Genomic DNA, 21945 nt, shown 5'->3' on the forward strand with positions numbered 1-21945 from the left:
CCTTCCCGAACGGCCTAGCCGAACTTCAACACGACGAGTGCCTGGTCGTCGTGGGGCTTGGGGCGGGGCCAGCGTTTGCCGTCCGGGTCGGACTGCTCGGCCGCGCGGACCACGTCCAGCACCGCCTCCGGACCCTTGCTCGTGACAAGGTCGTGGACGGCCGGCCAGTCCGGGAAGACGCCGTACGTGTCCACGCCGCAGGTGACGCCGTCGCTGGCCATGAGCACCGTGCGCACCTCGGCGCGGGGCCAGGTCGCGCGGACGGCCTGATGGGCGGCGTCCGGGTCGGCCTCCGCCACCCAGAACCCGCCCTCCACGTTGCGGCGGCGCGACGTGGTCCGGACCGCCTTGCGCAGCGCCACCAGGTGGTTCTCGCCGTAGCCCGCGCCGGTGGACAGACGGTCGCGGTAACCGGCGCCCCGCGGCAGGGTCGCGATGCGGGTGTCCGCCAGGACCGACGGGCCCGCCGCGGTGAACACCACGATCGGGCTGTCCGCCAGGACCAGGCCCTCGACCTCGGTGTCGGTCCAGCGCAGCAACGCCACCGTGCTCGACGGGGACCGGCCGGGGACCAGGTCGTGGCCGCGGGCGACCGTCTTGATCGCCGCCGCCAGCAGGTCGGCCAGGTCGGTGTCCGGGTAGCCCGCGAGGCGGCCGGCCAGCTCCCCGGCCAGGCGCGCCGCGTACCAGCCGCCGCTCGGCAGGTCGGGGTCGAACGACGTGGCGCCGTCCAGCAGCACGACCGCACGGGGCAGCACCACGACCACGTCCTCGCTCGGCCGGACGGCACCGTCCAGACCGACCCCGGGACGCTCGGCCACCTCGATGCGGGGGGACATGATCATGAGCATAACTGTCAATCTGGGTTGACATCGACGAAATGTCAACCTATGTTGACACTATGTCAGAAGCGACACAGCTTGCCGCCGCCGCCGGGGACCAGGACCCACGCGTCGGGCTCCGCGCGGTCGCCGCCCTGCGCAAGCTCCTCGAACGGCTCGAGGCGGTGCAGGTGCGCAACGCGCGGGCCAAGGGTTGGTCCTGGCAGGACATCGCCGCCGAGCTGGGGGTCTCCCGCCAAGCGGTGCACAAGAAGCACGGGAGGGCCTGATGCTCAACCAGTTCGTGCGTGCCGCCCGACTCGCGGTGCTCGAGACGGCCCGCGACGCACAGCACCGGGCCGCGAACGAGGTGACCGACGAGCACCTGCTGCTCGCGCTGCTCAACCAGCCACGCACCGCGCCGGCGCGACTGCTGCGCGCGGCCGGGGTGACGTCGGAGAAGGTCGACGAGGCGTTCCGGACGGCGGAACGCAAGGCCGGGCTGTCCGACGCGGAGGCCTCGATGCTGCTGGCCGAGCTGGGCATCGACCTGGACGAGGTCGTGGCGCACGTCGAGCGGTCACTCGGGGAGAACGCACTGGTCGGCGTGGCCCGCCCGCGCCGGAACCGGCCGCCGTTCGCGCCGGTCGCGAAGGACATCATCCGGGGGGCCCTGGATCAGGCGCGCTCGATGCGGCACAAGGGTGAGCTGCGGAGCGAGCACCTCCTGCTGGCGCTCGCCGCGCACGACGGGGTGGCCGGGCAGCTGCTGGCGGCGCACGGGCTGGGTTACCTGGACGTGCGGGCCCGGTTGGCCGGGTGAGGCCGGCCGGCTCGGACCGCTCTCAGCGGCGGCCGAGGCCGTTCCAGGCGAAGCCCGCGCGGCGGAGGACGTCCGGGTCCAGCAGGTTTCGGGTGTCGACCACGACCGGGTTGGCCACGACGCCGGCCAGCTTGGCCCAGTCGAGGGCGCGGAACTCCGGCCACTCGGTCAGCACGACCAGTGCCTCGACCTCCTCCGCCGCGCGGTACGGGTCGTCGGCGACGGTGATGCCGTCCAGCTCGGCGCGGGTGTCGCCGGAGCGCAGGGCCGGGTCGTAGGCCACGAGCTTCGCGCCGGCCTGGCGCAACAGCGCCGACACGGCCAGGGCCGGCGAGTCACGCAGGTCGTCCGTGCCGGCCTTGAACGTGAGGCCGAGGATGCCGAGGCGCACCTTCGACAGCGAGCCGCCGCGCTTGCCGGTCACCGCGAGGCGGACCTTCTCCACCATGCGCTGGCGCTGGCGGTTGTTCGTGTCGATCGTGGCGCGGATCAGGCGGAACTCGAAGTCCGCCGCGTCCGCCAGTTGCAGCATCGCGGACGTGTCCTTTGGCAGGCACGAGCCGCCCCAGCCGGGGCCCGCCTGCAGGTACGACTGGCCGATGCGCTTGTCGAAGCCCATGCCCTCCGTCACGTCGGAGATGTCCGCGCCCAGGCGGTCGCACAGCTCGGCCATGGCGTTCACGTAGGAGAGCTTCATCGCCAGGTAGCAGTTCGCGGCGTACTTGACCAGCTCGGCCGACGCGGCGTCGGTCAGCACGGTCGGGGCGCCGAGGCGGGCGTACAGGGCCGCCACACGCTCGGCCGCGTCCTGCATGTCGCAGCCGACGACGATGCGGTCCGGGTTCAGGAAGTCGTGTACCGCCGAGCCCTCGCGCAGGAACTCGGGGTTGCTCACGACCGCGATGTCCTCGCGCTCCAGCAGCTCGGCGGTGCGCTGCGCGGTGCCGACGGGCACGGTCGACTTGTTCACCACGACCGACCCCGGCGGCAGCAGCGGGCCGATCTCCTCCAGCACCGACTCGACCACCGACAGGTCGGCGACGCCGCCGACACCCATGGGTGTCGGCACGCACAGGAACACGACCTCGCAGCCCTCGACGGCCGCGGCCGCGCCGAGGACGAACGACAGGCGGCCTGCCGCGAGCCCGCCCTGGACCAGGTCCTGCAGGCCCGGCTCCAGGATGTCCACCTCGCCGGCGGACAGGCGCTTCACCTTCTCCGCGTCGACGTCCGCGCACACCACGTGGTGCCCGAGTGACGCAAGACACGCGCCCGTGGTGAGCCCGACATATCCGGTTCCCACTACCGCAATCCGCCGTACGAACACAGGCCGGACTCCCCTTCTGACACAGGACACGTATGGAACTGAACCTACATGCGTCGTAACGGCCGCACCCCGACGGCCGACTCAGAGACTGAACGAGGTGCGGATTTCGGGGGCTCCGCGCGTGTAATCCCGGTTGAGGAAAGGCGTGGTAATGGCACGCTTCTTTCGTGCTGCCCTGAGGCAGGTCACGCGATGAGGATCAGCGTATTCGGCCTCGGCTATGTCGGCTGTGTGTCCGCCGCGTGCCTCGCCTCCCGGGACAACGAGGTCATCGGCGTCGACGTCAACCCCACCAAGGTCGACCTGATCATGGGCGGCAACGCGCCGGTCGTCGAGGAGCGGATCGGTGAGCTGACCCGCGAGGTCGTGGACGCCGGCAGGCTGCGCGCGACCACGGACGTCGCCTACGCCGTGGCGAACTCCGACGTGTCGCTGGTCTGCGTCGGCACGCCGTCGGCGCCGAACGGCAGCCTGTCGACCGCGTACCTGGAGCGTGTCGCCGAGCAGATCGGCGAGGCCATCGCGGTCGGCGAGCGCCGGCACACGGTCGTGTTCCGCAGCACCATGTTGCCCGGGACCTGCCTGAACCTGCTGGTCCCGATCCTGGAGAAGGCGTCCGGTCGCACGGCGGGCGTGGACTTCGGCGTGGCGGTGAACCCCGAGTTCCTGCGGGAGGGCACGAGCGTCCGCGACTTCTTCGACCCGCCGAAGACCGTGATCGGCGAACTGGACGCGGCGAGCGGCGACGTGGTCGCGGCGCTGTACGACGGGCTGCCCGGGGACGTGTTCCGGGTGCCGATCCCGGTGGCGGAGATCACGAAGTACGCGGACAACTCCTTCCACGCATTGAAGATCGGCTTCGCGAACGAGCTCGGTGCGATCTGCGGCGCGCTCGGCCTGGACTCCCACCGCGTGATGGACGTGTTCCTCGCGGACCGCAAGCTCAACATCAGCCCCGCCTACCTGAAGCCGGGGTTCGCGTTCGGTGGCTCGTGCCTGCCGAAGGACCTGCGCGGGCTCGTGCACGCGGCGCACCGCGCGGACGTGAGCGTGCCGATCCTCGCGCACGTGCTGCCGTCCAACGAGGAGCACCTCAAGCGGGCGTTCGACCTCGTGGTGCGCACCGGTCACCGCAAGGTCGGGCTGTTCGGGCTGTCGTTCAAGCCCGGCACGGACGACCTGCGCGAGAGCCCGATGGTCGAGCTGGCCGAGCGACTGCTCGGCAAGGGTTACGACCTGCGCATCTACGACGCGAACGTGAGCATGTCGCGGCTGCTCGGCGCGAACCGCGAGTACATCGAGCAGCGGCTGCCGCATCTCGGTTCGCTGCTCGCCGGATCCGTCGAGGAAGTGCTGGACCACGCGGAGGTCTGCCTGGTCGCGTCGGCCGATCCGGCCGTGCTGGCCGCCCTGCCGCCGGGTGGCGACCGGTCGGTCATCGACCTGATCCGCCTGCCCGACGCCGAGATCCGCCGAAACGACAAGGGGTACGTGGGCCTTGCCTGGTAGAGCGCTCATCCTCGTCGAGAACCTGTCCGTGCCGTTCGACCGCCGTGTGTGGCAGGAGTCGACGACGTTGCGGGACGCGGGCTGGGACGTGCACGTCATCTGTCCACAGGGGACGAAGCGGGATCGCGAGTCCTATGTGGAGCTGGACGGTGTGAAGATCCACCGGTACCCGCTGACGGCGGCGACCGGCGGTCCGCGCGGGTACGTGAAGGAGTACGGCGCCGCGCTGTGGCACACGCTCCGGCTGGCCAGGCGCATCGGCCCGGTCGACGTCGTGCACGCGTGCAACCCGCCGGACCTGCTGTACCTGGTCGCGAAGCGGTTGAAGCGGCGCGGCGCCAGGTTCGTCTTCGACCAGCACGACCTGTGTCCCGAGCTGTACCTGTCGCGGTTCTCGGGGCGGGGCGAGGACTTCCTCTACCGCGTGGTGTGCCGGCTGGAGCAGGCGACGTACCGGGCCGCGGACGTGGTGATCGCGACCAACGAGAGCTACCGCTCGGCGGCCCTGTCACGCGGGAACATGCCGGCGGACAAGGTGTTCGTGGTCCGCAGCGCGCCCGTGATCGAGCGGTTCCGGCAGGTGCCGGCGGAGCCTTCGCTCAAGAAGGGCAAGCCGCATCTGTTGTGCTACCTCGGGGTGATGGGCCCGCAGGACGGCGTGGACTACGCGTTGCGGTCGCTCGCCCTGCTACGTGCGGAACGCGACGACTGGCACGCGGTGTTCGTCGGCTCCGGCGACACGTTCGACGAGATGGTGGCGCTGTCGCGGTCGCTCGGCCTGTCGGACGTGGTCGAGTTCACCGGCCGGATTCCCGACGAGGACCTGGTCAGGTATCTGTCCACAGCGGACGTGTGTCTCTCGCCCGACCCGTACAACCCGCTGAACGACGTGTCGACGATGAACAAGGTCATGGAGTACATGGCCATGAGCCGGCCGATCGTGTCGTTCGACCTGCGGGAGGCCCGCGTGTCGGCCGGCGAGGCCGCGGTCTACGCCCCGGCCAACGACGAGCCCGAGTTCGCCCGGCTGACGTCGCGCCTGCTCGACGACCCGTCGGAGCGGGAGCGGATGGGCAAGCTCGGCAAGGAACGCGTCGAGGGCCCGCTTGCCTGGTCGAACTCCCAGCAGGCCCTGCTCGCGGCCTACGAGGCGGCAATGGCGGGCTGACCGGAACACCCCACGGGGTGAACGCGGATCGCTTACGCTCGACTACCGTGGGCAAGCTGATCAAACCGCTGACACCGCACGAGATCTACGAGAAGCTCCGGGCCGGGGACACCCGCCTGCTCGAGGAGGGGCGGACGGCTGCCCAGACGCAGGCGATGACCGAAGGCGTGCGGTCCACCCTGCTCGGCCGGCAGGCTGCCCTGCTCCAGACCGGTTGGGAGGGCGCGGCGAGCGACGGGGCTGCCGGGGTGGTCAAGTCGCTGGTCGACAACGCGCAGGTGGGCACCGATCAGCTGGTCGTCGCGCAGAGGCTGATGGACCAGCAGAGCGGGTCGTTCCACCATGCGGCCAACAGCGTGCGGCCGGTGCCCGCGGAGCCGCCCAAGCCGGACTTCACGGACATGAACTGGCCGTTCGTCGACTACGAGAAGCAGGTCACGGGTTACCAGGCCGACGCACAGCACAACATCGAGGTGTTCCCGCGGTTACGACAACGCCAGCGAGGACCACGAAAGCGGCATGAAGCCGTACACGGTCGTCGACGACTCCGGCGGCACGGTGACCGTGACGGACACGGGCGACTACATCGAGGTCCCGGACGGCGGGCAGCAGCCGCTGCGTGACGGTGACCGGTCCGGGCCGTTCGGCGAGCGCCACGATCCTGGCAGTGGGCCCGGCGGCGGTCCTGGTGGTGCGCCGGTCGGCGGACCGGAGGTGGGGTCCCAGCAGCCTCAGCAGACGAGCCCGAGCGACTTCGTCCCGCGGTCGTCGGGGCCGTTTCCGGGGCAGCCTCCTGGGCAGGCGCCTGGAGGCGGGCCGTCGGCTGGTGGGTATGTGTCTGGCTTTCCGGTCGGTGGTGTCTCGGGGGGTTCCTACCGAGTCGGCCCCGAGACTGGTGTCCCCGGTAGCGGTGGGCGGGGACCGGCGATGCGGGGCGGCCTGCCCGGTGCTCTCGCCGCCGAGGAGGCCGCCACACAACGGGCGGCGGCCGCGAGTCGCGGTGGTTCCGGGGTGATGGGCGCCACCCCCGTCGGCTCGCGCGGCAAGGGCGACGAGGAGCACGTGCGCAAGATCCTCATCGAGTCCGACGCCGAGAGCCTGTTCGGCAGCGACGTGCTCACGGCCCCCAGGTCATCGGCGACGACGAGTACGAGGACGACTGAGTCAGTTCTTCTTCATCGTCTGCAACGCCTTCCCAGCGACCATGGCGGCCACGTCACACGGATCTTTCGTACCGATGTTCACCTGCGACAACCGGATCGGAACGATGAAGGTGGTTTCATCGGACGCTCCGACGGACACCATGCACAATCCAATGCTCCGATCGTCCGCGACAGCGGCGGCAATGGCTGGATAGCCTTCGATCGGCGGCAACTCGTCGAAGTAGGCATACCGATCCTTGGTCTGGTACTGGGCGCTGAGCCCGCGCGGATCCTTGTCCAGGAAATGGATCTCGACTTCAGCCCCCGTGTCGGGGTTGGTCCATGTGCAGGCTCTGCCGAGCGGCGCATCCTTCCTCAGCTTGCCGGTGGGCGCCTTCGCGAGGCATCGGACTAGGTCGCCGGTGAGAGCCTGACAGGGATCGCTCTGGAAGCGTTTGGTGTCGTCCACCTTCGGCGCCCCGGCGAACGGCAACTCCTGGTCGGTGCCGGGCAACGAGGAGGCCGTCTCTTCACGGACGTGGCCGGCATCGGCTCGCCCTGACTCAGGTGGGTACAACCGGCGACGGCCGCCACGGCGAATACACCAACCACCATCGATAACCGCCGGACAGCCATCGCGCTATACCGCCGGCCGGGAATCGTCAACGCCGAGGTCGATGATTGTGCGTCCCTCAACACCGAGATAGGTGTCCAACGCGTCCTGGCACTTCTGCGCCTCCCGCAGGTAGAAAGCTGCGTAATGACGACAGTACTCGACGAAGGATGGGCGCCACCCCCTCGGCTCACGCGGCAAGGGCGACTAGGACGACTGAGTCAGTCCTTCTTCATCGTCTGCAACGCCTTCCCAGCGACCATGGCGGCTATCTGACAAGGATCCTTGTGCCCGACGTTCACCGTCGACAGCCGGATCGGAACCTCGAAGGTGACCTCGTCGGAAACACCGACGACGACCGTGCATTTGCCAGCATCGCGGTCGTCGACGATGTCGGTGGCGACCGCCGGATATCCCTCGATTGGTGGCAATGGGTCGAAGTAGGCGTACTTTCCGTCCGTGTTGGCTTGGTACTCCCCACTGAGACCACTTGGATTTCCATCCAGGAAATGGATCTCCACCAAGCCCCGCGACTCGGTGTTCTCCCATGTGCAGGCCTTCCCGAGGGGCGCCGTCCTCGGCTTTCCCTCGGTCGGGAACCCCAGCGACTGAGCCTGGTCCGGGGTGAGCGCCTGGCAGGGGTCCTGTTGGAAACGTTTCGAGTCCAGGGGATCGTCCACCTTCGGCGCCCCGGCGAACGGCAACTCCTGACCGCCGCCGTTGGACGAGGGCGTCGAGTCCGAAGAGAAGGTTTCCCCGTTGGACGCCGGGAGCGGCCCGCCAGGGCTCGTCGTGGTACATCCGGTGACGACGAACACCGCAAGCACGCCTAGGGCTGCTGAGACGCGTCGGACACCCACGGATCTACACCGGTGGCCGGGAGTCGCTACCGGCATTGCCAAGCTCGATAACCGTGTGCGCCTCAACACCTAGGTAGGCATCCAACGCATCCTGGCACTTCTGCGCCTCCCGCAGATAGAAGTCCGCGTAATGGTGGCAGTAGGCGATATACGACGTGCCAGAGGTATTGGCCTTCGCCGCGAAACTCTCGCTGACGAACTCGTCGGCCGACGGTGTCAACATCGCCATGGGGCGCGCGTCTCGCACGGACTCAGCGTAGCTGTCGGCGAGGTCCTTGTAGTTGTTGATGACCTCGCGGATGGTGTCCGGGTCGAAGGTGAAGCCGCTGCCGGTGTTGGTGCTCTGGGTGGTGCCGCTGGCGAAGTTGGTCAGCTCCACGGCGATCCGGTCACGCTGGTCGGACATACACTCCCCGCCCCCTAAGTGAACTCTCGGTAACCGAGCATACGACACGGGTGATGTGTCCTTTGAGAGCCGGCCGCGGCAAGGGCGAAGAGGACGACTGATCCGGGGGCTCAGCCCTTCTTCATCGTCTCCAACGCCAGTCCCGCGACCATGGCCGCTGACGCACACGGGTCCTTCTGCCCGATGTTCGCCAGCGACAACGTGATCGGAACCTCAAAAGCGATCTTGTCCGAAACTCCGACCACTACGGTGCACAGCCCCTGGTCCCGCGCGTCGACGTTGCCGGTGACGACGGCGGGGTAGCCCGCGAACGGCAACAATGGCTCGAAGAACGCGGTCTTACCGTCGTTGTGAGCCTGGTACTCGGCGCTCAGCCCGTACGGGTTCTGGTCCAGGAAATGAACGGTCGCGCTACCGGTGTCATTCGGGTTGTTCCATTCGCAGGCCTTGCCGAGTGGCATGGTCCTCGGCTTCCCAGTGGCTGGGAGGGTCAGCGACTGGGCCTGATCGGCAGTGAGCGCCAGGCAGGGATCCTGCTGGAAACGTTTGGTGTCCAAGGGATCGGCCACCTTCGGCGCTCCCGCGAAGGGCAGTTCCCGCCCGCTGCTGGTCGAGGTCGGGCCGGAATCAGAAGAAGTGGTGGTTTCCACCGTGGTGGCCGGAACCGGCTCTCCTTCACTGGGGGGTAGTGCAGCCGGCGACGACAATTGCGGCCAGCACACCAACGATCCCCGAGACGCGTCTCACACACATGGCCTTACAGCGCCGGCGTTGAGCCGATATCGATGACCGTACGGTCCTCCACCCCGAGATAGGTGTCCAAGGCGTCCTGACAACGCTGCGCCTCCCGCGGACAAATGGCCATGTTGCGCTGACCGTACGCGACGTACGACGCACCGGGCGTGTTGGCCTTCGTCGCGAAGCTGTCGCTGACGCGGCGGATCGTGTCGGGATCGAACGCGTAGCCGCCCCCACTGACGGCCGTGGCGCTCCCGATGCCGCCGAGTTCGGCGACTATCAAGTCGCGGTGACTATCCATGCACTCCCCCAACCCAATGTGAACTCTCTGTAACCAAGCATATGGCACGGGTGGCGCGTCCGTGTGGGGTTCGAGCGAAGCGAGACTGTAACCAAATCCGGGTTTCGTGCGACGCGTAGCTTGAAAGGGGGCCTCTCGCGGTGAACGATGACCAGGCTCGGCTGTCCGTCATATGGCAGGTTTTGCGACTGCGGTGGCGGTTACTCGTCGTGATCACCGTGTTGGGGGCTCTTGTTGGTGCGGGTGCCTCGTTGGTGTTCTCTCCCGGTTACGAGACGTCCACCAGTGTCGTGCTCCAGGGGCCCCGTGATCCGGACGAGTTGCTCACCGAGGCCCAGGTGGCCCAGAGCTCCGTCGTGCTCGACCGGGCGGCCGGTGCGCTCAAGTGGGGTGTTTCCGGGGGTGACCTCGCCTCGCAGGTCAGCGCCACGGTGGCCGACGGCAACATCATCGACATCTCGGCGACCGCCGGCACACCCGAGCGTGCCCAGCAGCTCGCGGACCGGGTTGCCCAGGAGTACGTCACCTTCTCCACCCAACTGCTCTCCACCACGGCCGACGCCTCGGCCCAGGTGTCCCAGGAGCAGCAGCAGACGTTGCGCCAGCAGATCATCGAGACCAACCAGAAGATCTCCGACCTGCACAACTCCGCGGGCCAGGGGCAGACCATCGACAGCGTCGGGGTGCGTACCGAGCTCGAGCAGCTGCGGACCTCGCTCTCCCAGGCGGTCGCGAAGCTCGACGATCTCGACACCGCCTCCGGCCAGGCCAAGATGGTCGTGATGGGGCCGGCCGAGCGGCCGTTCGGGGCCGCCTCCCCCACGATGACGGACCTCGTCGGCGGTGGCGCTCTCCTCTTCTTCCTCATTGGACTGTTCGGGCATCTCTTCGCCGCGCGGGCCGACAAGCGGATGCGGGAGGAGGCGGAGATCACCTCCGCCCTCGGCGCTCACGTGCTCGGGGGGCTCGATGTGCCCGAGGTCTCATCGCCGGACAGGGTCACCGGCTTCGTCCCGCGGGTGCGGCGGTTCTTCCTCGGTGACCGGCCCTGGCACGTCGCCGCCCTGCCGCCCGTGGCGGACGAGGCCAGTCTGCGGATCCGGTACCGGCGGGTGCTCTCCCGGTTGCGTGAGCAGCTGCCCTCGGGGCCGGGACGCATCCTCGTGGTGATCGCCGCCGACGATCCCGGTGCGCGGGTCGCCGCGGAGCGGCTTGACGAGTTCGCCGAGCATGAGCGGCTCACGTTGATCGTGTGGGAGGTCGACCCCTCTCGGCCGGTCGTGCCGGACGAAGCGGTGCCAGGTGTGGTGGCGGTGGTCACCGCGGGCTCGCGGACGGGATGGGAGTTGATCGGAATCGCGGAGGCATGCGCGGACGCCGGACACGAGGTGCTGGGCGTGGTCGTCACGCACCTGACGAGACGGGCGGCCGACGCGCCCCGGTCGGCGCGGGAGCCGGCGCTGGCAGGTGCCGGATGAGCACCAACCCTGAAACGCCCCAGCCCCAACCCCAACATCTGCTCGACTTCGCCCGGTTGTGGGTCGCCATCCGTCGTGGGCGGCGGTTGTGGCTCACGTTGGCCCTGGTCGGGTTGATCGGCGGCGGAGCGGTCTCGGTGCTCATGCCGCCCGCGCCGTCCGCCACCACGCGCATCCTCGTCGTGCACGAGGAGGACAGCGCGTCCGACGGCGGCAGCCTCATCCGCACCGACGTCGCGATCATGACGACCACGCGGATCGCCGCCGCGGCGCTGGACAAGCTCGGCGTGCGCGACGAGCGGCCGGAGGACTTCCTCAAGGAGTTCCAGGTCGTCGGGCTCACCAACAACATCCTCGAGGTCACCGTCGAAGGGGTGAGCACCGGCGACGCCGTCCGGCGCGCCAAGGCCCTCGCCGAGGCCTTCATCGCCGACCACGTCGGACGGATCCAGTCGGCCGCCAAGGCGGACGCCAAGGCCATCACCGACCAGCGGGGCCAGGTGCAGGCCGAGCTCGACCAGGTCAACACCCAGATCACCGGCGCGGAGGCGGCGCAGACGGAGACCCAGAACGAGGAGAACGCCCCGCTGCCCAACGCCGCCAACATCGACTCGCTCTACGCCCGCCGGGCCGAGCTGACCAGCCAGGTCTCGCAGCTCACCCAGCAGGCCCAGCAGGCCGGCCTCGGCGCCCCCCGCGTCGCCGCCGGCACCCAGATCGTCGACTCGCCGCGGCCCGCCAAGGTCTCGCGCAAGGTCACCGCGGCCACGAACGGGGGCATCGGGCTCGTGCTCGGGCTCGTCGTCGGGCTCGCGGCCGCCGCGGTCGGCGGGGTCGTGCGGGACAAGCCGGTGCTGCGCAAGGACATCGCCGAGCATCTCGGTGCCTCGGTCATCGCGGAGCTGCCCCGGCGCCGGCGCCGGATCCTGCCGGGCAAGAAGGCCGCGCAGACGCGGAAGCGGGTCGCGGCCACGCTGGTCCGCCTCGTGCGGGACGGGTCCGGGTCGGTCTCGGTGCTGGAGCTGGGGGCCGCGCCACTCGCCGCGGGCCTTGCCACCGACGTGGCGGCGGAGCTCGTGAGCAGCCGGTCGGTGGTGCTCGTCGCCGACCCGCCGGAGCGGCTCACGGACGTGCCGGAGGGTGTGCGGGTCGTCGGTGCCGAGGACACCGCACCACTGCGGTCCGGGGAGGCACGCATCGGGCTCGGGTCCGTCGCGCCGGGCACGGCCTGGACCGACCTGTCGCACCTCGGTGACGAGACCCTGCTGGTCGTGCGGGCCGGGTACACCAACACGACCTGGCTGCACACCGTCGCCCGCCAGCTCGCCGACGCCGGCGTCCCGATCATCGGGGTCGTGCTCGCCGATCCGGACCGGCGGGACAAGTCCGACGGCACGTTGTGGGACGGGTTGCACACCGCGCTGCGCGGCCGGGCCAAGCACAAGCCCGCCAAGACCGTGAACGGCACGAACGTGCACGACCTCCCCACCAAACGGTTCGCACCGGTTCGGTCCGCCAAGAAGGAAGGCTGAGACATGTGCGGCATCGCAGGCGCCTACCTGTGGCCCGACGGCGGGCCGGTCACCGACCGGCTCACCAAGACGCTCGCGCACCGGGGCCCGGACGGGTCCGGGCGCTACAGCCACGCCGCCGGCACGGGTGACGTCCATCTCGGCCACCGCCGGCTGTCGATCATCGACCTCACCGAGACCGGTGCGCAGCCGATGGTCGTCGACGGCCTGACGCTCACCTACAACGGCGAGCTGTACAACGCGCCTGCGCTGCGACGGGAGCTCGAGTCGTTCGGCGTCCGCTTCCGCGGCACGTCCGACACCGAGGTGCTGCTGGAGGCGTGGCGGCACTGGGGCGTGGACTGCCTGCCGCGGCTGCGTGGGATGTTCGCGTTCGGCGTGTTCGACGAGCGGACCGGCGAGCTGACCCTCGCCCGCGACCAGCTCGGCATCAAGCCACTGTTCTACGTCCGGCGCGGCGGCGGGCTCGTGTTCGCGTCCGAGCTGAAGGCGCTGGCCAACGAGCTGGGCGACCTGACGGTCAACGACGCCGCGCTGGTCGCGTCGCTGCTGTACTACTGGGTGCCGGACAGCCGCTGCGCGTACCGGGAGGCCTCGAAGCTGCCGCCGGGGAGCTGGTTGCGGATCAGGCCGAACGGCTCGGTGGACCAGGGCACGTACTATTCGCTCCGGGACGTCGCGGCCGAGGCCCAGGACTCCGGGCCGGTCGACCTGGGCGCGGTCGTCGAGGAGTCGACCAGGGCGCACCTGCTGTCGGACGTGCCGGTCGCGACCTTCCTGTCCGGCGGGCTCGACTCCAGCTACCTGACCGCGCTGGCGGCCCGGCACAGCCCGGGAATCTCCGCGTACACCATCGGTTTCCGTGCCGAGGACGCGAAGTTCGAGGCCATGCCGGACGACCTGAAGTACGCGCGGGTCGTGGCCGAGAAGTTCGGCGTCGACCTGCACGAGATCGAGATCGCGCCGCAGGTGCTGGACCTGCTGCCGAAGATGACCTACCACCTGGACGAGCCGATCGGCGATCCCGCCGCCATCAACACGTTCCTGATCTGCTCGGCGGCCCGCGAGGCCGGCGTGAAGGTGATGCTGTCGGGGATGGGCGCGGACGAGCTGTTCGCCGGTTACCGCAAGCATCTCGCGAACACGCTCGCGCTGCGGTACCAGAAGGTGCCGGCCGCGTTGCGTTCGCCGCTCAGGTCCGTGGTGGACAGGCTGCCGGTGGCGACGGCGAACCGCGGCTACCGGTCCGTGCGGTTCGCCAAGCGGTTCCTGTCGTTCGCGGAACTGCCCGAGGAGACCGCGTTCCGGCGCAGCTACACGATGTACGACCACGCGGAGCTGACCGGGCTGCTGAACCCGGACCTGCGTGCGACGGTCGACGACGTGCTGACCGAGCACGCGGACACCTACCACGACAACTCGCTTTCGGACTTCGTGAACCGGATGTGCCTCGCGGACTCGCGGATGTTCCTGCCGGGCCTGAACCTCGCGTACACGGACCGGTCGTCGATGGCGGCGTCCACGGAGGTCCGGGTGCCGTTCGTGGACGTCGAGGTCGTGAAGGCGGCGTTCTCGATCCCGGGCCGGGAGAAGATCGTGCGCCGGCAGGGAAAGGTCGCGCTGAAGAAGGCGGCCGAGTCGATCCTGCCGAAGGAGATCGTGTACCGCCCCAAGGGTTTGTTCTCCGCGCCGCTGCGGGCGTGGATGAGCCGTGACCTGGCGCCGCTGGTGCGCGAGGTCGTGAACGACGGACTCCTGGTGCGCAACGGGTTCCTGCGCCGGGAGGCCCTGCAGCGGATGGTGGCCGAGGACGCCGCCGGGCAGCAGGACCGGTCGAAGCATCTCTGGCACGTGTTGACGCTCGAGCACTGGTACCGCGGGGCTACCAACAAGTAGAAGGAATTGGCCTTGAAGCAGGTTGTGCAGAACTACAAGAGTGGCGAGTTGGCGCTCCTCGACGTGCCCGAGCCGGCGCGCAAGCCCGGTGGGGTGCTGGTGCGTACCCTGTACTCGCTGATCTCGACCGGCACCGAGCTGATGAAGGTCAGCGAGGCCAGCAAGTCGTTGCTGGGCAAGGCGAAGGCCCGCCCCGACCAGGTCGCGAAGGTGATGCAGAGCGTCGCGACGAACGGGCTGGCGGCCACGTACCGGAAGGTGACCAACAAGCTCGACTCGTACACCCCGCTGGGTTACTCACTCTGCGGTATGGTGACGGCGGTCGGCTCGGGCATCGACGACGTGACGGTCGGTGACCTGGTGTCGTGCGCGGGCAACGAGCACGCGCTGCACGCCGAGGTCAACTGGGTGCCGAAGAACCTGTACGCGCGGGTGCCCGCGCGCCTCGATCCGCGGCACGCGGCGTTCGGGACCGTCGGGGCGATCGCGATGCAGGGGGTGCGGCGGGGCGAGCCGGCACTGGGCGACGTCGCGCTGGTGATCGGTCTGGGGCTGATCGGCCAGCTGGTGGTGCAGTTGCTGGTGGCGTCCGGCGTGAAGGTGGTCGGGGTGGACCCGGACCCGTCGCGGTGCGCGCTGGCGGAGTCGGTCGGGGCGGCGGTGTGCGCGGCGCCGGGGTCGGATGTCGTGGACATGGCGGTGGCCGAGCTGACCAACGGGTTCGGCGTCGACCAGGTCTACCTGGCGGCGGGCGGTTCGACGAACCAGCCGGTCGAGCTGGCGGCGAAGCTGGCGCGGGACCGCGGGACCGTGGTGGACATCGGGAAGTGCAGTCTCGACCTGCCGTGGAACGCGTACTACGAGAAGGAGCTGAGCGTCCGGTTCTCCCGGTCGTACGGGCCGGGACGGTACGACGCGTCGTACGAGCTGGAGGGGCGCGACTACCCGATCGGGTACGTGCGGTGGACCGAGCAGCGGAACCTGGAGTGCTTCCTGGACCTCGCGGCACGCGACAAGATCGACGTGGCGCCGCTGATCTCGCACGTGGCGTCGTTCGACGACGCGGTGGAGACGTACCGCGCACTGAACGAGGGCGAACTGAAGGCAGTGGCCGTCCTGTTCGGCTACCCGCAACCGTCCGCCCCGGAATTGTCGGTGCCCGCTGGTAGCGTTGAAAACGGGGGGCCCCCGCACGCGCGAAAGGGACTTTCGCACGAGACTGTCGAGATTGTCGAGATTGCGCCGGGCTCGGACGCGCAGGATCCGGAATTGTCGGACCACTCCGGTAATGTTGAAAACGGGGGACCCCCGGGCGGCGCACCAATGGGACTTTCGCTTGAGGTTGACTCGAAAGAGTCGGTCAGCGGTGTTCTCGACGATGGCGATGGGCACGGCGATGGGCACGGCGATGGGCACGGCGATGGGGCCACGGTCGGGGACGGTCGTTCCTTCGTCGGTGAGCGGGATGTCGAGACCGATGACTCGCTGACGGAACTTTCGCTCGACGACAAGACCGCTGGTTTGGCGGCGAGCGGCGTTCAGGAAACGGAATTGTCGGTCCCCGCTGGTAGCGTTGAAAACGGGGGGCCCCCGCACGTGCGAAAGGGACTTTCGCGTGGGGTGCAGCCGGTCAGGGTGCCGAAATCCACTGTTCGGGTTGGGTTCATCGGGGCTGGTAACTACGCGACGTCGATGCTGTTGCCCCATCTGGTGGACAACGACGCCGTCAAGCTCGACCGGGTCGTCACGACCTCCGCGCTCTCCGCGGCCAACGCCAAGCGGAAGTTCGGGTTCGCCGACGCCAGTACCGACCTCGACGCGCTCATCGACGACGACGCCATCGACGCGATCTTCGTCGTCACCCGCCACAGCACGCACGCGGACCTGACGATCCGTGCCCTCGAGGCCGGCAAGGCCGTCTTCGTCGAGAAGCCGCTCGCCCTGACCAACGACGAGCTGGCCCGCATCCTGGCCACCGTCGAGAAGACCGGCAACGACCGGCTCCAGGTCGGCTTCAACCGCCGGTTCGCGCCCCTGCTCAACGAGGCCAGGATCCGCTTCGGCCGCCGGATCGGGCCGGCGTCCATCCGCTACCTCGTCAACGCGGGCCGGCTCGACGGCAACAGCTGGTACACCCACGACGCCGAGGGCACCCGCTTCGCCGGGGAGGGCGGCCACTTCATCGACACCGTCTCCTGGCTGGTCGGGGACGACCCCACCACCGTCTACGCGGCCGCCACCCCCGGCCAGAAGGACCTCCAGACGGTCCTGCACTACCCGGACGGCTCGACCGCCACGATCACCTACGCCACCAGCGGCTCCTCGCAGTTCCAGAAGGAGACCGTCGATCTCACGGCCGACGGCAAGGTGCTCAGGTTCGACGACTTCGCCCGCGCCGCCGTGTTCGGTCGCAAGAAGTGGGCCAGCTCACGCATCCCCAAGGGCCGCGACAAGGGCCAGGCGACCGAGGTGCGCGAGTTCCTGAAGGCGATCACGACCGGCGCCCCCATGCCCGTCCCGCTCGAGTCCCTCGTGGCCACCACGCGCGCCACCCTCGCCGTCGAAGCCAGCCTCAACACCGGTGCGCCGGTCCGTATAGAAGCCGAGTCCACCCCATGAGACCCACCTGGTACCTGCGCCGGCTCTCCCGCATGGGCCCGCGTGAGATGGCCGGCCGTGCGGTCGTCGCCGCCCGCATCCACCGGTGGCGGCGGGTGCTCGACGAGGCGGGTTCGATGACCGCCGTCTGGCTGCCCAACCGGCGGTTCCGGCCCGTGCTGCCCGACCAGGCGCTCGCCGCCGTGCCGCAGAAGGCGAAGGACCGGCTCGTCAGCACCGCCGACGAGCTGATGTCCGGCCACGCGGAGTACTTCGGCGTCGGCCGCGACGACATGGTCGACCCGGACTGGTCGTGGGACCCCAGGACCGGCCGGCGCGCGCCGACCGACCGCTACGCCTTCGACATCCCCTACCGCGACGAGCATGCCGTCGGGGACATCAAGCAGCTCTGGGAGCTCTCGCGCCACCAGCACCTCACGGTCCTCGCCACGGCCTACGCGCTGACCGGCGAGGAACGGTACGCCGAACGCGTCGCCGAACACCTCCGCTCCTGGTGGGCCGCGAACCCGCCGCTGCGGGGGGTGCACTGGGTCAGCGGCATCGAGCTGGGCGTCCGGCTCATCTCCTGGGTCTGGACACGCCGGCTGCTCGACCGCTGGTCCGGGGCCACCGCCCTCTTCGAGGAGAACCCCGACGCGCTGCACCAGATCTGGCACCACCAGCGCTGGCTCGCGGCGCTCGGCAGCCACGGCTCGTCGGCCAACAACCACGTGATCGCCGAGGCCGCCGGGCAGCTCGTCGCCGCGAGCGCGTTCGACTGGTTCCCGGAGACGCCGACGTGGCGGGAGAGCGCGCTGCGGCTGCTCGACGAGCAGCTGCACCGCAACACGTTCGCGTCCGGGCTCAACCGGGAGCTGGCGACGGAGTACCACGGGCTCGTCCTCGAGCTCGGCGTCGCGGGGGCCGTCGAGGCGGACGCCGCCGGGATCACCGTGCCGGACACGACCTGGCTCGTGCTCATGCGGATGTGTGACGCGCTCGCCGCGATCGTCGACACGAAGGCGAACCCGCCCCGGCAGGGCGACGCGGACGACGGGCACGGCCTGATCGTCGACGGCGCGGGCTCGCACCGGTGGTCCAGCCTGCTGCACACCGGCGACGTGCTGTTCGGCCGGCAGCAGTGGTGGCCCCGGCTGTCCGCCGACGACATCCGGACGCCGCTCATCGCCGCGCTGTGCGGCGGCGTGCAGGCCGACGCCGTGCGCCCGGCCGAGCGGCCGACGCACCTCGCCGACGCCGGCATGACGATCATGCGCACCACCGACACGCTCGGCGAGATCTGGTGCCGCTGCGACGGCGGCCCGCACGGGTTCCTGTCGATCGCCGCGCACGCGCACGCCGACGCGCTGTCGGTGGAGATCCGGCACGAGGGCGTCGACATCCTCGCGGACCCCGGAACCTACTGCTACCACGGGCAACCCCAGTGGCGCAGCTACTTCCGGTCCACGCTCGCGCACAACACGCTGGAGCTCGACGGCCGCAACCAGTCCCAGTCCGGCGGCCCGTTCATGTGGACGCGGCACGCGCGAACGAACGTGCTGGTGGCCAACGGCGCCAGGTGGACGGCCGAGCACGACGGGTACTCGCGTGGCCGGGAGCCCGCGGCGCACCGCAGGACCGTGCACCTGGACCAGGACCGCCGCGAGGTGCGGTTGCAGGACGAGGTACGGGCACCGAACGCGCGGGACTGCCGGCTCGCGTTCCACCTGGGGCCGAAGGTCACCGCGGTGCTCGACGGGAGCTCCGCGGTGCTGTCCTGGGGTGACCGCACGGCGTCGCTGACGCTGCCGGACGCGCTGACCTGGACCGCGCACCGCGGCGAGGAGAACCCGCCGCTCGGCTGGTACTCCGGCGAGTTCGGCCGCCGCGAGCCGGCCACGACGCTCGTGGGCACCGGCCGCGCCGGTGGGCCGCGCCAGAACCCGCTGGTCACGGTCATCCGGTTCCACGACTCATGACGACGCGGCGTGCCATGAAGAACCCTTTCAGTGCCCCGAGGCGGTCGGTCAGGGCAGGTGTCCTGGCCGTGGTGGTGGCGCTCGGGACGACGGCATGCACGGCCAGTCCGACGGCCGACAGCGACACCGGGGTGCCCAGGGCACCGACCGGCACCGTCGCGGCCGTGTGCGGGCACACGAAACCCGGGCCCGGGAAGGCGCCGGCGGGCGCGGTCGAGGTGGACCCGGACGTCCCGGGCGCGCTGTCCGCGAAGACCAAGCAGTACCCGGCGGGCACGACGTTCTGGCTGGCGCCGGGCACCCACACGCTCGGCGACGGCGAGTTCGACTCGGTGCAGGTCAAGGACGGCGACGCCTACCTCGGCGCGCCCGGCGCGATCCTGGACGGCAGGCGGCTCAACAAGTACGCGTTCACCTCCGAGTCGACCGACGTGACGATCCGCGGCCTGACGGTCCGCGGTTTCGTGCCGCCGCAGGACGAGGGCGTGGTCAACCACGACTCCGGGGACGGCTGGCTGATCGAGGACAACACCATCGAGAACAACGAGGGCGCGGCGCTGATGGCCGGCTCTCGGCAGCAGGTGCGCGGGAACTGCCTGAAGGACAACGGACAGTACGGCCTCAACGCCTACAAGGACGGCGACCTGACCGACCTCGTGCTGGAGGGCAACGAGATCACCGGCAACAACACCAGCGACTGGGAGTCGAAGGTCGAGGGTTGCGGCTGCACCGGCGGCGTGAAGTTCTGGGCCGTCGACAAGGCCGACGTGCGGAACAACTGGGTGCACGACAACCGTGGCACCGGACTGTGGGCGGACACGAACAACAACGACTTCCTCATCGAGGGCAACCTCATCGAGAACAACGACGGCCCGGCGATCACCTACGAGATCAGCTACAACGCGGTGATCCGCGCGAACACCATGCGCCGCAACAACCTCGTCGAGGGCCGCAAGTTCGCCGCGAACGGCGACAGCTTCCCGTCCTCGGCGGTCTACCTGTCCGAGTCCGGCGGGGAGCCGAGGGTCCCGGCCCGCACGACGAAGATCGACTTCTACGGCAACGTGATGACGGACAACTGGTCCGGCGTCACGCTGTGGGAGAACGCCGACCGGTTCTGCAACAGCCCGGCCAACACCTCCGGCGGCAGCTGTACCCGGCTGGTGCACGACCAGGAGCGCTGCGGGCAACCGGCCATCGCGAGCAAACCGCTGTACGACGACTGCCGGTGGAAGACCCAGAACGTCGACATCCACGACAACACGTTCTCCGTGGACCCGAGGTCCATCGGCTGCAGCGCCCTGTGTGCGCGGATGGCGGTGCTCTCGAACTACGGCACGTTCCCGAAGTGGTCGCCGTACATGGGGGACGCGGTGCAGCAGGCCATCACGTTCACCCAGCACAACACGTGGCGCGACAACCACTACACCGGGCCGTGGTCCTTCATGTCGAAGGACACCAGCCACGTCATCCACCCCTCGCAGTGGCAGTCGGCGCCGTACTCGCAGGACCGCGACTCGAGCTTCGTGCAGGGGGGTTGACGGCCATGAGCATCGCGCCGAGCCGCCCGGCGGTCCCGGACTTCCTCCAGCAGCCGACCCCTCCCCGCCTGCTCGGGCTGGTGTGGGCGCTGCTGGTCATCGACACGCTGGGAACGCAGCACTCGAACACCGTCATCCCGCTGCCCCGGTCCGTGCTGCAGCTCGTCACCATGGGCGCGGTCTTCGCGGCGTTCCTGCTCGCGCTGATGCTGAACCCACGCGTGCGGCTGCGGCCGAGCGCGTACCTGCTGCTGCTCACGTTCATGGTGGTCGGCGCCACCGTGTCCAGCCTGCGGCTGGAGTCCGGGTACGGCGCGCTGTTCCGCTGCTTCCGCTTCGCGGTCTTCGTGCTGACGCTCTGGCTGCTCACCCCGTGGTGGCACGACTGGCTCCGGTTCGTCCGCATGCACATCAGGGCCCTGTGCGCCGTGCTGTTCACGGTCGCGGTCGGTCTGGTCATCGCGCCGGGCACCGCGCTGAACGAGGCGTACGGCGGCCGCCTGCTCGGCGCGGTCTGGCCGCTGACCCCGCCGCAGGTCGGGCAGTACGCGGCGACGGTCATCGGGCTCACGATCCTGCTGTGGCTCGGCCATCACACGACCCGCGCCAGCGTGCTCGTCATCGTCATCCCGGCGCTGGCACTGCTTCTGCTCAGCCACACCCGCACCGCGCTGCTGGGACTGGTCGGCGGGCTCGCCGTGGCGATGCTGGCGCTCGCGACCTCGTCGACGCGGGCCAGGAAGGTGTTCACCTGGACCATGATCGTCGGCGGGATCTGCGGGGTGCTGGCCGGCGCCGCGATCCAGACCTGGTTCCGGCGCGGGCAGTCCGACCTGACCGAGCTGACCGGCCGGGAGAAGGTGTGGAAGGCCCTGCTCGACTGGCCGCGCACGATCAGCGAGCAGATCTTCGGCGTGGGGCTGTCCAACAAGTCGTTCGGCGGCCTGCCGATCGACTCGAGCTGGCTCGCGGTGTACCACGAGGAGGGCTACCTCGGGCTGGCGATCGTGGTCGCGTACCTGCTGACGCTGCTGTGCGTCGCGGTGCTGCGCCCGCCGTCGCTGACCCGCGCCGCCACCCTGTTCCTGGTCGTCTACAGCGTCATCGCGTCCTACACCGAGGCCGGGCTCGGCGACGCGTCCCCGTACCTGCTGAACCTGACCATCGCCGCGGTGCTGGTCGGGAACGTCAAGCCTGGAGCGTCGCCATGACC

19 protein-coding genes are annotated in these 21945 nt (G+C 69.7%); 12 read left to right on the forward strand and 7 right to left on the reverse strand.

All coding sequences use genetic code 11. The features are described 5' to 3' along the window. Positions 1 to 14: 14 nt before the first annotated feature. Positions 15 to 839: a hypothetical protein gene (locus VET29_RS28240; RefSeq protein ID WP_324925894.1), complete on the reverse strand. Its 825-nt coding sequence runs from the start codon at positions 837 to 839 to the stop codon at positions 15 to 17. Positions 840 to 901: 62 nt separating this feature from the next. Here VET29_RS28240 and VET29_RS28245 point away from each other — a divergent pair, with 62 nt between their 5' ends. Beyond that, positions 902 to 1111 (forward strand): helix-turn-helix domain-containing protein, encoded by a 210-nt coding sequence (locus VET29_RS28245; RefSeq protein ID WP_324925896.1) that lies wholly within the window; start codon positions 902 to 904, stop codon positions 1109 to 1111. Continuing rightward, positions 1111 to 1644, forward strand: a complete 534-nt coding sequence (locus VET29_RS28250; RefSeq protein WP_324925898.1) for a Clp protease N-terminal domain-containing protein — start codon at positions 1111 to 1113, stop codon at positions 1642 to 1644. Before VET29_RS28245 ends, VET29_RS28250 begins: the two co-directional genes overlap by 1 nt. A 22-nt stretch (positions 1645 to 1666) precedes the next feature. Here the strand turns inward: VET29_RS28250 and VET29_RS28255 are convergent, their stop codons facing one another. Further along, on the reverse strand, positions 1667 to 2971 hold the full coding sequence (locus tag VET29_RS28255; protein ID WP_324925900.1) for a UDP-glucose/GDP-mannose dehydrogenase family protein: 1305 nt from the start codon (positions 2969 to 2971) through the stop codon (positions 1667 to 1669). Between the two features lie 192 nt (positions 2972 to 3163). On the opposite strand from VET29_RS28255, the gene VET29_RS28260 reads away from it, so the two are divergent. Genes VET29_RS28260 through VET29_RS28270 form a run of 3 tightly spaced genes read left to right on the forward strand, consistent with a single transcriptional unit; the run spans position 3164 to position 6271 of the window. Further along, positions 3164 to 4480: a nucleotide sugar dehydrogenase gene (locus tag VET29_RS28260; protein WP_324925901.1), complete on the forward strand. Its 1317-nt coding sequence runs from the start codon at positions 3164 to 3166 to the stop codon at positions 4478 to 4480. Further along, positions 4470 to 5648, forward strand: a complete 1179-nt coding sequence (locus tag VET29_RS28265) for a glycosyltransferase family 4 protein (RefSeq protein WP_324925903.1) — start codon at positions 4470 to 4472, stop codon at positions 5646 to 5648. The genes VET29_RS28260 and VET29_RS28265 overlap by 11 nt, the downstream gene beginning before the upstream one ends. Before the next feature lie 47 nt (positions 5649 to 5695). Further along, positions 5696 to 6271: a hypothetical protein gene (locus VET29_RS28270; protein WP_324925905.1), complete on the forward strand. Its 576-nt coding sequence runs from the start codon at positions 5696 to 5698 to the stop codon at positions 6269 to 6271. Between the two features lie 541 nt (positions 6272 to 6812). On the opposite strand, the gene VET29_RS28275 is transcribed toward VET29_RS28270, so the two are convergent. The 5 genes from VET29_RS28275 to VET29_RS28295 form a co-directional block, all read right to left on the reverse strand. Beyond that, positions 6813 to 7367 carry a DUF3558 domain-containing protein gene (locus VET29_RS28275; RefSeq protein ID WP_324925907.1) on the reverse strand — a complete coding sequence of 185 codons (555 nt, stop codon included), beginning with the start codon at positions 7365 to 7367 and terminating at the stop codon, positions 6813 to 6815. A gap of 257 nt (positions 7368 to 7624) precedes the next feature. Further along, positions 7625 to 8230, reverse strand: coding sequence for a DUF3558 domain-containing protein (locus VET29_RS28280; RefSeq protein ID WP_324925909.1), 606 nt, complete (start codon positions 8228 to 8230; stop codon positions 7625 to 7627). A gap of 37 nt (positions 8231 to 8267) precedes the next feature. Beyond that, the gene (locus tag VET29_RS28285; RefSeq protein WP_324925911.1) at positions 8268 to 8669 is read right to left on the reverse strand and encodes a PE domain-containing protein; all 402 of its coding nucleotides are present in this window, start codon (positions 8667 to 8669) and stop codon (positions 8268 to 8270) included. 110 nt (positions 8670 to 8779) lie between these two features. Further along, a complete protein-coding gene (locus VET29_RS28290; protein WP_324925913.1) occupies positions 8780 to 9319 on the reverse strand; it encodes a DUF3558 domain-containing protein in 540 nt (179 codons plus the stop codon). Positions 9320 to 9426: 107 nt separating this feature from the next. Continuing rightward, entirely contained in the window at positions 9427 to 9708 is a 282-nt protein-coding gene (locus tag VET29_RS28295; RefSeq protein WP_324925915.1) for a hypothetical protein, read from the reverse strand. A gap of 254 nt (positions 9709 to 9962) precedes the next feature. Between VET29_RS28295 and VET29_RS28300 the strand changes: the two genes are divergently transcribed. From VET29_RS28300 to VET29_RS28330, 7 genes are read left to right on the forward strand one after another with little or no spacing between them, the layout of a single operon-like run. Then, complete coding sequence (locus tag VET29_RS28300) at positions 9963 to 11186, forward strand: exopolysaccharide biosynthesis protein (protein WP_324925917.1); 1224 nt, start codon at positions 9963 to 9965, stop codon at positions 11184 to 11186. Beyond that, positions 11183 to 12718 (forward strand): Wzz/FepE/Etk N-terminal domain-containing protein, encoded by a 1536-nt coding sequence (locus VET29_RS28305; protein WP_324925919.1) that lies wholly within the window; start codon positions 11183 to 11185, stop codon positions 12716 to 12718. The genes VET29_RS28300 and VET29_RS28305 overlap by 4 nt, the downstream gene beginning before the upstream one ends. Before the next feature lie 3 nt (positions 12719 to 12721). Continuing rightward, positions 12722 to 14614: an asparagine synthase (glutamine-hydrolyzing) gene (gene asnB, locus VET29_RS28310; RefSeq protein ID WP_324925921.1), complete on the forward strand. Its 1893-nt coding sequence runs from the start codon at positions 12722 to 12724 to the stop codon at positions 14612 to 14614. A gap of 12 nt (positions 14615 to 14626) precedes the next feature. Then, positions 14627 to 17233, forward strand: coding sequence for a bi-domain-containing oxidoreductase (locus VET29_RS28315; RefSeq protein WP_324925923.1), 2607 nt, complete (start codon positions 14627 to 14629; stop codon positions 17231 to 17233). Then, positions 17230 to 19191 (forward strand): alginate lyase family protein, encoded by a 1962-nt coding sequence (locus VET29_RS28320; protein ID WP_324925925.1) that lies wholly within the window; start codon positions 17230 to 17232, stop codon positions 19189 to 19191. The genes VET29_RS28315 and VET29_RS28320 overlap by 4 nt, the downstream gene beginning before the upstream one ends. Positions 19192 to 19205: 14 nt before the next feature. Beyond that, positions 19206 to 20732 (forward strand): right-handed parallel beta-helix repeat-containing protein, encoded by a 1527-nt coding sequence (locus VET29_RS28325; RefSeq protein WP_324925927.1) that lies wholly within the window; start codon positions 19206 to 19208, stop codon positions 20730 to 20732. 5 nt (positions 20733 to 20737) lie between these two features. Further along, complete coding sequence (locus VET29_RS28330; protein ID WP_324925929.1) at positions 20738 to 21943, forward strand: O-antigen ligase domain-containing protein; 1206 nt, start codon at positions 20738 to 20740, stop codon at positions 21941 to 21943. Positions 21944 to 21945 lie beyond the last annotated feature (2 nt).

Source organism: Actinophytocola sp. (genome assembly GCF_035634895.1).
Lineage (GTDB): Bacteria > Actinomycetota > Actinomycetes > Mycobacteriales > Pseudonocardiaceae > Actinophytocola.